This window comes from Streptomyces sp. NPDC026659 (genome assembly GCF_040638245.1).
Taxonomy (GTDB): Bacteria; Actinomycetota; Actinomycetes; order Streptomycetales; family Streptomycetaceae; genus Streptomyces.
Map to the genome: position 1 here is coordinate 1 of NZ_JBEZXY010000018.1, position 12,563 is coordinate 12,563.

Here is a 12,563-nt window from a genome sequence, read left to right on the forward strand (position 1 = left end):
TCCGCCTTGCAGCTGCACGCACCAGCCCCCGCTCGGGTCGGCCGAAAAGCTCGCTCGGCTGGAGCGGCCTGATCCGAAAGACAGGCCCTAGCCGCTCCGGCCGTTCAGCAGACCGAGGCGGACCAGGCTCTCGCCGGTGGCCACGACGGCCTCCTCGTTCGAGCGCGGGGACCAGCCCAGCTCCTCGCGGGCCCTGGCGTTGGAGGCCCGGCGTACTACGCCCAGTTGCGGCACCGTCTCGCGCAGCGCCGGGCGGACCGTGGCGAGCAGCCGCAGCAGCCACGCCGGGGCGGTGGCGGTGGGAGCGCGGTCGGCGGCCCGGCCGAGTCCGGCACGCAGCGCGGCGGCCATCCCGTGGAACGAGACCGGATCGCCCGCGAGCGCGAGATAGCGCTGCCCCGCGGCCTTCGGGGCCGTCATGGCGCGCACATGGAGATCGGCCACGTCCCGCACGTCGACCGTGTTGGTCCACAGGGGCGGCGCCACGCGCATGTGTCCGGTCAGCATGGCGTGGACGATCCGGATGGAGGCGGCGTAGTCCGGCCCCAGCACCGGCCCGAAGATCCCCACCGGGTTGATCACGGTCAGCTCGAGTCCGCCGCCCGCACTGTCGACGAAGTCCCAGGCGGCCCGTTCCGCGATCGTCTTGGACTTGACGTACGGGGTCACGTCCGCGCCGGCGGGGTCCGTCCAGTCGTCCTCGGTGAACACGCGCGCGGTACGGCCGTGTCCGTAACCCACCGCCGCGAACGACGAGGTCAGCACGGTACGCCGGACACCGGCGTCGCGTGCGGCGCGCAGCACGCGCAGCGCTCCGTCGCGGGCCGGGACGATCACCTTGTCCTCGTCGCGCGGCTGGGCCGCGGGGAAGGGCGACGCCAGGTGCAGTACGTGTTCGGCGCCCGCCACGGCCCGGTCCCAGCCCTCGTCCGAGCCGAGGTCCGCCACCACGCACCGCACACCGTCCCGCCCCGGCGCCCCGGCGGCGGCGAGCATCCGGCCGACCTCGGCCTCCCGGTCCGGGGAACGGACCGTGGTGGTGACGGTGTGCCCGGCCGTCAGGAGCCGGGCGATCGTGTGGGCACCGAGGAATCCGGTGCCGCCGGTGACGAGTACGTGTGCCATGGCTTCAGGGTCGCGGGGGTCGGCCGTGGGCTCCAGATCCCGTGGATACCAGTACTGGCGGGGACAGGCTCCGGGGGCTGGGTGCCGGGCGCGGTCGAGGGTGGTCGAGGGTGGGCCCGCGTGCTGCCTCAAGATCCCGTACTGGCACGCTGGCCCTGCCCGATCCGCCCGGCCGAGAGGTGAGTGCCTTCGTGAGCACCGGCAGCTACTACGAGCCCATCGACGAGCACCGCTACAAGCCCACCCCGCACGCCGGTGGCGCCTGGAGCACCGACGAACAGCACTTCAGCCCGCTGGGCGGTCTCGTCGTCCACGCCATCGACCGCCACCTGGCCGGGCGGCCGGACAGCGGTCTGGTGCCGTCGAGGATCAGCTTCGACATCCTCGGGCGCCTCGCCCTCGACGAGTGCGAGATCAGGGTGGAGGTCGTCCGGCCGGGCCGCACCATCGAACTGGTCGAGGCCGTCGTGCTGATCGCGGGGCGCCCCGTCGTGCGCGGCCGCGTGTGGTTCCTGGCGGCCGGTGACACGGCGGCGGTGGCCGGGGGCGCGCCCGAACCGCTCACCCCGCCCGACGCGCTCGCGCCCTGGTCGATGGCCTCCCTCTGGCCGGGCGGCTACATCGCCTCCCTGGACGTGCGCCCGGTCGCGCCCCCGCGCCCCGGCCGCGCGACCGTCTGGATCAGGAGCGGGCTCGATCTCGTCGCCGGTCAGCCCGCGAGCCCTCTGGCCTCCTACGTCGCCCTCGTGGACACCGCCAACGGCGTCGCCGTTCGTCAGCCGCCCACCGAGTGGATGTTCCCCAACGTCGACCTGACGCTCCACCTCCACCGCCGCCCCGAGGGACCCTGGACGGGCCTCGACACCTCGGTGATCTTCGGCCCCACGGGCCAGGGCGTCACCAGCACGGTCCTGCACGACATCCACGGCCCGGTGGGCCAGGCGCAGCAGATGCTGACGGTCCGGCAGGTGGGGAAGTCGTGACGGTTGGGAGTTGGCGGCTCAAGCGGGGGGACGCGCTCATCGGAACGCTGACGCTCGAAGACGTCGACATGTTCTGGACCGACTGCCGCTTCCAGCCCGGTCCCGACTGGGAAACCGTCCGTCCGCTGTTCGAGGCGTCGGAGGACGCCTGGGAGCGCGATGACGAAGACGCCGCCCTGGCCGCCGAGGAGGCGATCCACGAGGCGGGGCTCGTGCTGGTCCCCGGGGACGGCGGGGCTCCGGTGACGGACTTCCTGCTCCGCGTCTCCGGCGAGACCGCGCGCTTCCGGGTCTAGCGAGGGGTCGCACCGGCCCCGCTCGGCGGCACGGCTCCCAGCCCGGGAGGCGCTTGACACGGAAATCGAACATCCATTCTGATGGAAGCTCGGGCGAGGCTTCTGGCGGGTGTTTCGTGGTGGTTCAGGTAGAAACGTCCCCCAGTTATCCACAGGCCGGACCGACGTCGGGGCGCATTGTCAGTGGCAGGCGTTAGCGTCTTTGACGTGAAGCGATCGACTCAAGCAAACCGGGTGGAACCCATGGCAGGAACCGACCGCGAGAAGGCGCTCGACGCCGCGCTCGCACAGATTGAACGACAATTCGGCAAGGGCGCTGTCATGCGCATGGGCGAGCGGTCGATGGAGCCCATCGAGGTCATCCCCACCGGGTCGACCGCTCTCGACGTCGCCCTCGGTGTCGGCGGCCTGCCGCGCGGCCGTGTCGTGGAGATCTACGGCCCCGAGTCCTCCGGCAAGACGACCCTGACCCTGCACGCCGTGGCCAACGCCCAGAAGGCCGGCGGCCAGGTCGCCTTCGTGGACGCGGAGCACGCCCTCGACCCCGAGTACGCGAAGAAGCTCGGCGTCGACATCGACAACCTGATCCTCTCCCAGCCCGACAACGGCGAGCAGGCGCTCGAGATCGTGGACATGCTGGTCCGCTCCGGCGCCCTCGACCTCATCGTCATCGACTCCGTCGCCGCGCTCGTCCCGCGCGCGGAGATCGAGGGCGAGATGGGTGACAGCCACGTCGGTCTCCAGGCCCGTCTGATGAGCCAGGCGCTCCGGAAGATCACCAGCGCGCTCAACCAGTCCAAGACCACCGCGATCTTCATCAACCAGCTCCGCGAGAAGATCGGCGTCATGTTCGGCTCGCCGGAGACCACGACCGGTGGCCGCGCGCTGAAGTTCTACGCCTCGGTGCGTATCGACATCCGCCGCATCGAGACCCTGAAGGACGGCACGGAGGCGGTCGGCAACCGCACCCGCTGCAAGGTCGTCAAGAACAAGGTCGCGCCGCCCTTCAAGCAGGCCGAGTTCGACATCCTCTACGGCCAGGGCATCAGCCGCGAGGGCGGTCTGATCGACATGGGCGTGGAGCACGGCTTCGTGCGCAAGGCCGGTGCCTGGTACACGTACGAGGGCGACCAGCTCGGCCAGGGCAAGGAGAACGCGCGCAACTTCCTCAAGGACAACCCCGACCTGGCCAACGAGATCGAGAAGAAGATCAAGGAGAAGCTGGGCGTCGGCGTCCGTCCCCAGGAGCCCGCGGCCGAGCCCGGCGCGGACGCGGCGGTCACCCCCGCGGCCGCCGAGACCAAGGCGACCCCGGCGGCCAAGGCCACCAAGCCCAAGGCCGCCGCAGCCAAGAGCTGACCCATGACACGCCGAACCGACTGGGCCGAGCACGAGTACGCCTCTCCCGGTGCCCCACGGGGGAGGGGCATCGGGGGCGGCTCCGCCTCCGCCGCGGCCGGTGACGACCTGGGGTACGGGGACGAGGCGTACGGGGGCCGTGGTCACCGGACCGGTGACCACGCGTACGGGGAGCACGGGGCCCATGGTCACGGGGGCCATGGGGACGACGGGTACGACGGGCGCGGTGGGTACGGCGACGCGTCGTACGACCGGCCCGGCCAGGACGGCCCGGAACCGACCGACGACCGCCGCGGCCCCGTCGGACGGCGTGGCCGACGGCGCCGGTTCGGGGATCGGGGCGGTGACACCGAGGGCTCCCCTTCCTCGTCGAGGGCCGAGCGGGGGGAGTCCTCGGCGTCGGCGGACCCGGCCGAGCGGGCGCGGAACATCTGTCTGCGCCTGCTCACCGGTACGCCGCGCACCCGCAAGCAGCTCGCGGACGCCCTGCGCAAGCGGGAGATTCCCGACGAGGTGGCCGAGGAGGTGCTGTCGCGGTTCGAGGAGGTCGGCCTGATCAATGACAGCGCCTTCGCGGACGCCTGGGTGGAGTCACGGCATCACGGCCGGGGTCTCGCCCGCCGCGCACTCGCCCGTGAACTGCGCACCAAGGGCGTCGACTCGGCGCTGATCGACGAGGCCGTGGGGCAGCTCGACTCCGAGCAGGAGGAGGCGACCGCCCGCGACCTGGTGGACCGCAAGCTGCGGTCGACCCGGGGCCTCGACCGCGACAAGCGGCTCCGCCGCCTGGCCGGGATGCTCGCCCGCAAGGGCTATCCCGAGGGCATGGCCCTCCGCGTCGTCCGCCAGGCGCTGGAGGAAGAGGGGGAGGACACGGAGTTCCTGGAGGACGGGGGCTACTGAAGGCTGCCGTTCACCGGTTCCACCGGCAGCCCCGCCGCACGCCACGCCTGGAAGCCGCCCACCACGTCCGTCGCCCGGTGCAGTCCGAGCTGGTGGAGGGAGACGGCGGCCAGGCTGGAGGCGTAGCCCTCGTTGCAGAGGACCAGGACGCGTACGTCGTGCCCGGTGGCCTCGGGTACGCGGTGGCTGCCCTGTGGGTCGAGCCGCCATTCCAGTTCGTTGCGTTCGATGACGAGGGCGCCCGGGATCAGTCCGTCCCGCTCGCGCAGCGCCGCGTACCGGATGTCGACCAGCAGGCCGTCACCGTCGCGCGCCGCCCCGTACGCCTCGCGGGCCTCCACGCGCCGGTAGCCGTCGCGCACCCGCTCCAGCAACTCGTCGATGCCGAGGGGCTGTTCGCCCTGGCCGGGACGGCTGTCGCTCACTGCCAGTCCTCCGGGAGTTCCACCTGCTCCAGGCGCAGTACCTGGCCGGTGCGACTGTAGCGGCGGATGCGCGGCAGCGGCGGGTAGTAGGCGTGGACGGAGACGGCGTGGCGGTCGGGGGAGTCGTTGAGCACCTCGTGCACATGGTGGCGGCCGAAGGCGCGGCCCTGTCCGGCCGTCAGCCGGCGTTCGCGGTCGACGCCGTCGGCGAGTTCGAGGGTCCGCCAGCCGTCGGTGGGGAGCCGGGCGGCCAGCGCGTTCTCCTTCAGCTCGCCCGAGGCGGTGAGGAAGGCGCCCACCGAGTCGGCGTGGTCGTGCCAGCCGGTGCCGGTGCCGGGCGGCCAGCCGATCAGCCAGGCCTCGCTGCCGCCGGGGCCCGTCAGCCGTACCCAGGTGCGGCCCTCGGGGTCGAGCGGGAGCGAGGCGATCAGTTCCGCGTCGGCGGCCGTACGCCGCACGAAGTCGAGCAGTTCCGTCTGCGTGGGAGCCGGAGCGGTCGGGGACGGGAGAGGGGAAGAGGACACGGGAGAGACAGACACGTGCACCGTCCTGAGAAGGGTTCGCCGAACGGGCGCACGACGGCGCCCGGAAAAAGGGGGATGCGAATTCAGCAGGACGGACGACACATGCAGCCCGCGTAGCGGACGAGGTCCATATGGACCCTCCGCCACAGGCGCACACAGGTGTCGGTCACGATTCGGAGTACAGCACGCGCCGCACCCCGAATCAATCCATGGTCACCATGTGGACAGGGCGAAAGGACGTGACGCCGGAGCACTCCGGCGCACCGTCAGCGCGCGCCGGAACCCGCCTGCGCCTCCTCCTTCACCGCGTCCGTCGGCCGGTCGGCGCCCCCGAGCGTCGCCTCCGCCGCCGCGTACAGGTCGGCCGGGCGGACGCCGCTCAGGGCGGTGACCAGATGGCCGTCCGGACGGACGAGCAGGACGCTGTGCGCGGGGGCGCCCGGGTACTCCTCGGCGACGAGCAGTTCGGCCCGGTGCGGCAGCGCGGTCACGGCCGCCGCGAGCCGGGGCATCACCCCGGCCGACATCCAGTGCTTGCGGTCCCACACCCCCGTGCCCGGAGCGATCAGGACGACCAGCAGCGCGCCCCGGCCGAGCCGGTCGCGCAGCCGGACGAAGGACCCGTCCTCCGCCGTGACCCGCACATCGGTGACCGCAGCGCCGGGCTCGGTGCCGACCGGGATCTCGCCCTCCAGATACCGGGGCGCGAGCGGCGAGTCGGTGTACGCCCCCGGCTCGCCGAGTGCGCCCCTCCCCAGGTGGCCGTCGGTCAGCAGCGCGTCCTGGCCGCGGGTCGCGCCGGGTACGTAGGCGCGCAGCCCGCCCCCGCCGCGCAGTACCGGAAGCAGTTGGTCGGCGGCGCGCAGCCGGGCGGCGACCACCGCGCGCCGTTCGGTCTGGTAGCTGTCGAGCAGGGCCTCGTGCGGGCCGTGGTGCCAGGCGGCGGCCAGTTTCCAGGCGAGGTTGGCGGCGTCCCGCAGCCCCTCGTCCAGGCCCTGGGTGCCGAGCGCGCCGAGCAGATGGGCCGCGTCCCCGGCGAGGAAGACCCGGCCCGCGCGCCACCGTCGGGCCAGCCGGTGGTGCACCGTGTGGACGCCGGTGTCGAGGAGGTCGTACGCCGGGGTGGAACCGCCGGTCCAGCCCGCGAGGGTCTCGCGGACGCGGGTCACCAGCAGGTCGGGCGTGACCAGTTCCTTGCCCGGGGGGAGCAGCCAGTCCAGGCGCCACATGCTGTCCGGCAGCGGGCGGGCCGTGATCTCCGAGCAGGGGGGACCGGAGGACCGCCATGGCGGCGTCCGGTGCAGCAACGCGCTTGCCTCCCAGGGGAGTTCGACGCGCAGGGTGGCGACGGCGTGCCGTTCCACCGCCGTACGGCCGGGGAAGCGGATGTCCTGGAGCTTGCGGACCGTGGAGCGGGGGCCGTCGCAGCCGACCAGGTAACTGCCGCGCCACCAGGTGCCGTCGGGGCCACGGGTGTGCGCGGTGACACCGGAGCGCTCCTGCTCCAGGGAGTCGAGGCGGCTGTCCACGGCCACCCGGACGAGCGGCTCGGCGGCGGCCGCGGCCCGCAGGGCGCCGGTGAGGACGTGCTGGGCGATGTGCAGCGGAGCGGGTTCGTCCCACTCGAAGACGGCCTCGCTCACCACCTGCCGACGGCGCATCGACCGCCAGCCGGTCCACCGGGCCCCGAGCACGTCGGCGGGCACCGAGGTCAGCCGCTCCAGCAGCGCGGCCGTGTCCTCGCGCAGGACGACGGTGCGCGCGAGACGGGGCTCGTCCTTGCCCGGACCCTCGTCCAGGACGACGGACGGCACCTCCTGGCGGGCCAGCGCCAGGGCGAGCGTGAGCCCCACGGGCCCCGCTCCGACGATGATCACCGGGTCCACGACGCGATGCCCCCTGCCCGCGATGGTGTCCTGATGGCCGCATGTGAACACAAGTGTGGAGCAGGGTGCACGATCACGGAAAGTATGCAACCTACTGCGGCTGCTTGCGTCAAGTGACAGCCACGGTGGCACGGCTGACTTCGCCTCAGCGTTCGTGGACTCCAGGCGCGGCAGCCCCATCACTCCCTCCGCCCGGCGCCCCCTCAGACGGGCATGGGGACGATGCCGGCCTGCCATGCGATGCGGGCGGCGTGGAACCGGTTGGCGGCGCGCAGTTTGGCGCACAGGGCGCGCACATGGTCCTTCACCGTCTCCGGGCTGATGTGGAGAGCCTGGGCGATGGCCCGGTTGGGAAGCCCCTCGCTCAGGAGCGCCAGAACCTCCCGCTCCCGCGCGCTCAGGTCCGCGATGCGGTCCTCGGCCCCGGGGCGGGAATGCAGCGCGGCCGGACGAGCGTGCAGAAGCGCGTCGGCGATCTCCGGCGAGAGCGCGCGGCTCCCCTGGGAGACGGCGGTCAGCCCCCAGGCCAGGTGGCGGACCGCGGAGCGGTGGAGCAGCACCCCGGCCGCGCCTTTGACGAGGAGGATGCCGGCGTCCCGTTGGGTGACGCGTTCGGCGATGACGAGGACGGCAGGTGCCCCGGGGAGCGCGTTGACGGTCTCCACGAGCGGGAGGGAGTCCTTGCCCGACGCGTCGCCGCTGATGAGGACAGCGGGCCGGGTGGCCCTCACCAGCGCGGCGGCCTGAGCGCGCTTCCCCTCGGCCACGACACTGATCCGTGGACCCTGACGGGTTTCCCGGGCCACGGCCTGGAGCATTTCGCGCAGTCCGGCGCGGCAGAGCGATCTGTCATCGATGATTCCCACCCGTAACATTCGGTCCCCGTGTGGTTCTGTGCCTGTGCAACGGCACGCGTGACATCGCCTCTCGTCCGGTCACGACGAGCAGCACGAGAGATCCTCTGATTGCCGCGCGTGTTCGTCAAGCATCCTTCGACATTCACCTATCTCTGCGCAATTGCTTTCGCAAGCCGACCCGGAATTTTTTTGCGGCCGGTTGTGCCGATGGTCGAACGGTGAATGTCAATCCCCGGTTTCGGGGTATTTCCCGACGGCCCCCCGAGTGGGGGGAACTTTCTTTGTCGCTCAGGAATGCAGGATCGTCAAGCCATCGCAAGGGCGAGGCGAAAGAAAGGAGCGACATGGACGGCAATCGAATACGCCGGGGAACGGTGCTGGGTGCCGCCGCGGCGGCCTGTCTCCTGGCCGCGGGGACGGTCGGCGCGCCGGCCGAGGCGGCGCCCGCGACGGGTTCCGGGACGGCCGTGGCGGCCGTGAGCTGCGGCAACCCGGTTCTCAAGGTGTGGTACGACTCCGACCAGTTCGGCACCTACCTCAAGGCGTGGTTCGAGACGGCCCGCGGCTGCCCCAAGGGGCGGAAGGTCGCCAGCCTCTCGGGGAAGATCTACTGCTTCAAGCCGAAGTCCAAGCTTGTCTACAGCGCGAGCGTGGCCGGCAAGAAGGCGCCGACGTCCACCGTGATCAAGGCGTTGCCGCCGAAGAACAAGTGCAAGACTTTCTACGCCGAGAGCGTGATCGTCTACAAGGGCGGCTCGCGCACTCCGTTCAAGGACACCTGGCGCTGGAACTGGGGCGGATACCCGGCCTGAGGCGATCCCCCTCGCAAATCTCAAATTTCCCTCAAGCGTGAATCTTCCCTGCGCGGAACACTGAAGGAGTTCATTCATGCACGGTGACGAGAAAATCCGGACGAAGCGTCGGGCCGCCCTGCTTATCGGCACGGCCGTCCTGGCGTCTTCTCTCGCGGCACCTTCCGCCTTCGCGGACGGCCCCTCCGAGATCTACCTCGGCAAGCGTTCCGGAACCATTCACATCGGCGGGCTGCCCGGCTCGTACAAGTGGGTCGACAAGCAGTACCGCAGCACGTCGCTGCCCAACCTGCGCAAGCACTCGATCCGCATCACGTACAGCGGATGCGCCAACTGGTGGGCGCGTGCCGCCGTGAAGCGGGGCTCCACGTACGACACGGACAAGCAGTCGGCCAAGGGCTGCAAGAAGTCCGTACTGCTGTCGCCCATGGGTGACATGAAGGCTTCGGTCACGCTGACCATCCACCGGGACCCGACGAACGTCTCGGGGAGCATCGTCATCAAGCCCGTCAAGTGAGCCGACCGCGCCGCCGGTGTCCCGTCCGTCCCCGTCGCGGGGCGGGACACCGGCGGCGCGGTTCACTGCAGGAGCGTACGACCCGGCGTCACGCCGGCGGCCGGCCGGCGTCGCCGCCCGCCGCGACCGCGCCGTCCTCGGCGACGCCGAGCACCTCCGGCTGTTCGCCGGCCCCCGCCGCCACGGCCACGGCGATACCGGTCTTCGCCCGGCGGCCGCGCCGCTCCAGCCAGGTCGCCAGCGAGGAGAGCGCGAGACACATGGTGATGTAGATCGCGCCGGCCACGATGGTGACCGCCGTGAACGGGTTCTCGCCGTTGACGATGATGTTGGTGGCCATCATCCGGGTGGCGTACAGGAGTTCGGTGTACGTGATGATGTAGCCGAGCGAGGTGTCCTTCAGCGTGACCACGAGCTGGCTGATCATCGTCGGCAGCATCGAGCGCACCGCCTGCGGCAGCAGCAGCGTCGTCATCACCTGGTACTTGCGGAGACCGAGCGCGTGCGCCGCCTCGACCTGGCCCCGGGGTACGGCGTTGATGCCCGCGCGGAACACCTCCGCCTGGACACTGCCGTTGTAGATGGTCAGGCCGACGACCAGGCCCCAGAACGCGGCGTTGTCGCCCACCACGCCGAGGTCGGTCTTGTAGGTGAGGAAGACGACCCACAGGGCGTAGATGGTGATGAGGAGCGGGACGGCGCGGAACAGCTCGATGAACCCGGTGGCGAACCAGCGGACCGGCCGGTGGTCGGACACGCGTGCCACGGCGAGCAGCAGGCCCAGCACCAGGGACAGGGCACCGGCCACCGCGAAGACCTTGAGCGTGGTCAGAATGCCGTCGCGGATGTTGGTGCGGACGCCCGCGTTGTTGAAGATGTCCCAGACGTTCGGGTCCAACTGGCCCTTGGCGTCGAGTCGGTAGACGACGAAGGCGAGCAGGCCCGCCAGCGCCAGCGAACCCAGCACCGTGAAGAGACGGTTGCGGACCCGGGCCCGGGGCCCGGGCGTGTCGAACAGAACGCTCGAACTCATCGCGCGACCCCCAGACGCCTCTCCAGCAGCCGGAACAGGCCGCTGATTGAGAAAGTGATGACGAGGTAGCCCAGGGCCACCCACAGGAAGATCCAGGTGATGGCGTATCCCTGGTCACTGAGGAGCTTCTGCACCCCGAACATCTCGGTCACGCTGAACGCGCCCGCGATCGCCGAGTTCTTGGTGAGCGCGATGAAGATCGAGCTCAGGGGGGCGACCACCGTCCGGGTGGCCTGCGGGAGGACTATCAGCCGCAGGGTCTGGGAGAAGCTCATGCCGAGCGAGCGGGCGGCCTCCGCCTGCCCCAGCGGCACCGTGTTGATGCCCGACCGCACCGCTTCGCACACGAAGGCCGACGTGTAGAAGCCGAGGGCGAGCAGCGCCTTGGTCCACGGGCTCATGCCCGGTACGAACACCACCGGGACGACGAACCAGGCGATGAGGAAGAGCAGCGTCAGGGGAGTGTTGCGGAAGAGCGTGACCCATGCGGTGCCGAACACGCGCAGGGGCGGAACGGGAGAGACGCGGAAACCGGCGATGATGACACCCAGCACCATCGCGAGGAGTCCGCTGGCGAGTGTCAGCAGAACAGTGCCGATGAACCCCTCGCGGAAATCCGCGAGATGGTCGACCAATATGTTCACGGGGAGGTCCTCGTGGCGGTGTACGGGCAGGGAAGGCCGCGGCCGGGACGGCACCGCCGGTCCGGGCCCGCGGGCGCCGGGGAGGGCGCGGGAGCGGGTCGGCGGCACGGACCCGTCGGCGTCGCGTCCTCGCGGACTCGAAGCGCCGGGTCGGCGACTGCCTGCCCGGCGCTTCGATGCGGCGATGTCTCAGCGGTGCGTCAGTAGCGCTCGATGGCCGGAGGCGCCGTGTACGCGGAGCCGGACAGACCGAGCGTCGCGTCGTACGCCTTCTGGTAGTCGCCGTTCTTCTCGTGCTTCTCCAGCGCGTCGTTCACCGCGTCGCGCAGGGCCTTGTCGTCCTTGTTCATGCCCACGCCGTACGGCTCCTTGGTGAACGGCTTGCCGACCACCTCGAGCTTGGCGGGACGCTGCGCGGCGTAGCCCTTGAGGATCGCGTCGTCGGTGGTGACGGCGTCGACCTCGTTGTTGAGCAGCTGCTGCACGCACTCGGAGTACTTCGACAGCTCCACGGTCTTCGCGCCGTACTTGGGCTTCTTGATCTCCTGGAGCGGAGTGGAGCCCTTGATGGAGCAGACCGTCTTGCCCTTGAGCGAGTCGGGGCCGGTGATGGCCTTGTCCCCGTTGCGGACCAGGAGGTCCGCGCCGGCGAGGAAGTACGGGCCCGCGAAGCCGACCTGCTTCTTGCGCTTGTCGTTGATCGTGTAGGTGCCGACGTAGAGGTCGACCTCGCCCTTGGAGATGGTCGTCTCGCGGACGTTGGAGTCCACCGTCTTGAACTCGATCTGCTCGGGCTTGAAGCCGAGGTCGGCGGCGACCATCTTGGCGATCTCGATGTCGAAGCCGGACCGCTTGCCGGTCGTGTCCTCGAAGCCGAGGTACGGCTGGTCGTTCTTGGCGCCGATGACGAGCTTGCCGGCCTTCTGCGCCCGCTCGAGGGTGGCCGAGTCGATCTTCACACCCGTGGCCACGGCATAGGACGGGAGCTTCGCGGCCGCCTTGCCGCTGTCCCCTCCGGACGGCTGGTCACCGGCGTTGCCGGACTTCCCGCCACAGGCCGTCATGGCCAGTGCGAGGGTGGCGAGGACCGCCACGGAGGCGGACTTGCGGAGCTTCATGAGGACATCCTTCGAATCGGCGGAGTCTGCGTTGCACGGCTGGAAGACGCGGGCACGGGCAGGCGCAAGCGCGGCCCGGGC

General features: G+C 70.9%; 15 protein-coding genes. 6 read left to right on the plus strand and 9 right to left on the minus strand.

Translation table 11 applies throughout. The annotated features are described in order from the left end of the window. Positions 1-87: 87 nt before the first annotated feature. Positions 88-1,125 (minus strand): aldehyde reductase, encoded by a 1,038-nt coding sequence (locus tag AB0E91_RS30715; protein WP_361788569.1) that lies wholly within the window; start codon positions 1,123-1,125, stop codon positions 88-90. 191 nt (positions 1,126-1,316) lie between these two features. Between AB0E91_RS30715 and AB0E91_RS30720 the strand changes: the two genes are divergently transcribed. The 4 genes from AB0E91_RS30720 (at position 1,317) to recX (ending at position 4,666) form a co-directional block, all read left to right on the plus strand. Continuing rightward, positions 1,317-2,108: a thioesterase family protein gene (locus tag AB0E91_RS30720; RefSeq protein WP_361788571.1), complete on the plus strand. Its 792-nt coding sequence runs from the start codon at positions 1,317-1,319 to the stop codon at positions 2,106-2,108. Further along, a complete protein-coding gene (locus AB0E91_RS30725) occupies positions 2,105-2,404 on the plus strand; it encodes a hypothetical protein (protein ID WP_361788573.1) in 300 nt (99 codons plus the stop codon). Before AB0E91_RS30720 ends, AB0E91_RS30725 begins: the two co-directional genes overlap by 4 nt. Positions 2,405-2,647: 243 nt before the next feature. Continuing rightward, a complete protein-coding gene (recA, locus tag AB0E91_RS30730; RefSeq protein WP_361788575.1) occupies positions 2,648-3,763 on the plus strand; it encodes a recombinase RecA in 1,116 nt (371 codons plus the stop codon). A gap of 3 nt (positions 3,764-3,766) precedes the next feature. Next, entirely contained in the window at positions 3,767-4,666 is a 900-nt protein-coding gene (gene recX / locus AB0E91_RS30735; RefSeq protein ID WP_361788577.1) for a recombination regulator RecX, read from the plus strand. Here the strand turns inward: recX and AB0E91_RS30740 are convergent. The 5 genes from AB0E91_RS30740 to AB0E91_RS30760 form a co-directional block, all read right to left on the minus strand. Next, entirely contained in the window at positions 4,660-5,091 is a 432-nt protein-coding gene (locus AB0E91_RS30740; protein WP_361788579.1) for a rhodanese-like domain-containing protein, read from the minus strand. The two genes, recX and AB0E91_RS30740, sit on opposite strands and share 7 nt — an antisense overlap. After that, complete coding sequence (locus tag AB0E91_RS30745) at positions 5,088-5,630, minus strand: cysteine dioxygenase (RefSeq protein ID WP_361788581.1); 543 nt, start codon at positions 5,628-5,630, stop codon at positions 5,088-5,090. The genes AB0E91_RS30740 and AB0E91_RS30745 overlap by 4 nt, the downstream gene beginning before the upstream one ends. A gap of 68 nt (positions 5,631-5,698) precedes the next feature. Further along, positions 5,699-5,869, minus strand: a complete 171-nt coding sequence (locus AB0E91_RS30750) for a putative leader peptide (RefSeq protein WP_361788583.1) — start codon at positions 5,867-5,869, stop codon at positions 5,699-5,701. A gap of 12 nt (positions 5,870-5,881) precedes the next feature. Continuing rightward, complete coding sequence (locus AB0E91_RS30755) at positions 5,882-7,501, minus strand: FAD-dependent monooxygenase (RefSeq protein WP_361788585.1); 1,620 nt, start codon at positions 7,499-7,501, stop codon at positions 5,882-5,884. Between the two features lie 203 nt (positions 7,502-7,704). Further along, a complete protein-coding gene (locus AB0E91_RS30760; protein ID WP_361788587.1) occupies positions 7,705-8,268 on the minus strand; it encodes a response regulator transcription factor in 564 nt (187 codons plus the stop codon). A 434-nt stretch (positions 8,269-8,702) separates the two neighbouring features. On the opposite strand from AB0E91_RS30760, the gene AB0E91_RS30765 reads away from it, so the two are divergent. Next, entirely contained in the window at positions 8,703-9,170 is a 468-nt protein-coding gene (locus AB0E91_RS30765; RefSeq protein WP_361788589.1) for a hypothetical protein, read from the plus strand. Positions 9,171-9,246: 76 nt separating this feature from the next. After that, a complete protein-coding gene (locus tag AB0E91_RS30770; protein ID WP_361788591.1) occupies positions 9,247-9,687 on the plus strand; it encodes a hypothetical protein in 441 nt (146 codons plus the stop codon). 88 nt (positions 9,688-9,775) lie between these two features. Here AB0E91_RS30770 and AB0E91_RS30775 read toward each other — a convergent pair whose 3' ends face one another. From AB0E91_RS30775 to AB0E91_RS30785, 3 genes are all read right to left on the minus strand, one after another. Continuing rightward, positions 9,776-10,720: an amino acid ABC transporter permease gene (locus AB0E91_RS30775; protein WP_361788593.1), complete on the minus strand. Its 945-nt coding sequence runs from the start codon at positions 10,718-10,720 to the stop codon at positions 9,776-9,778. Then, positions 10,717-11,364: an amino acid ABC transporter permease gene (locus tag AB0E91_RS30780; protein ID WP_161179856.1), complete on the minus strand. Its 648-nt coding sequence runs from the start codon at positions 11,362-11,364 to the stop codon at positions 10,717-10,719. The genes AB0E91_RS30775 and AB0E91_RS30780 overlap by 4 nt, the downstream gene beginning before the upstream one ends. A 200-nt stretch (positions 11,365-11,564) precedes the next feature. After that, complete coding sequence (locus AB0E91_RS30785) at positions 11,565-12,482, minus strand: glutamate ABC transporter substrate-binding protein (RefSeq protein ID WP_361788595.1); 918 nt, start codon at positions 12,480-12,482, stop codon at positions 11,565-11,567. Positions 12,483-12,563: the final 81 nt, after the last annotated feature.

Excerpts from the sequence above, each read along its gene's own strand:
- recA (WP_361788575.1), top strand. The coding sequence starts at position 2,648 with ATGGCAGGAACCGACCGCGAGAAGGCGCTCGACGCCGCGCTCGCACAG.
- AB0E91_RS30770 (WP_361788591.1), top strand. The coding sequence starts at position 9,247 with ATGCACGGTGACGAGAAAATCCGGACGAAGCGTCGGGCCGCCCTGCTT.
- recX (WP_361788577.1), top strand. The coding sequence starts at position 3,767 with ATGACACGCCGAACCGACTGGGCCGAGCACGAGTACGCCTCTCCCGGT.
- AB0E91_RS30775 (WP_361788593.1), bottom strand. The coding sequence starts at position 10,720 with ATGAGTTCGAGCGTTCTGTTCGACACGCCCGGGCCCCGGGCCCGGGTC.
- AB0E91_RS30715 (WP_361788569.1), bottom strand. The coding sequence starts at position 1,125 with ATGGCACACGTACTCGTCACCGGCGGCACCGGATTCCTCGGTGCCCAC.
- AB0E91_RS30765 (WP_361788589.1), top strand. The coding sequence starts at position 8,703 with ATGGACGGCAATCGAATACGCCGGGGAACGGTGCTGGGTGCCGCCGCG.
- AB0E91_RS30785 (WP_361788595.1), bottom strand. The coding sequence starts at position 12,482 with ATGAAGCTCCGCAAGTCCGCCTCCGTGGCGGTCCTCGCCACCCTCGCA.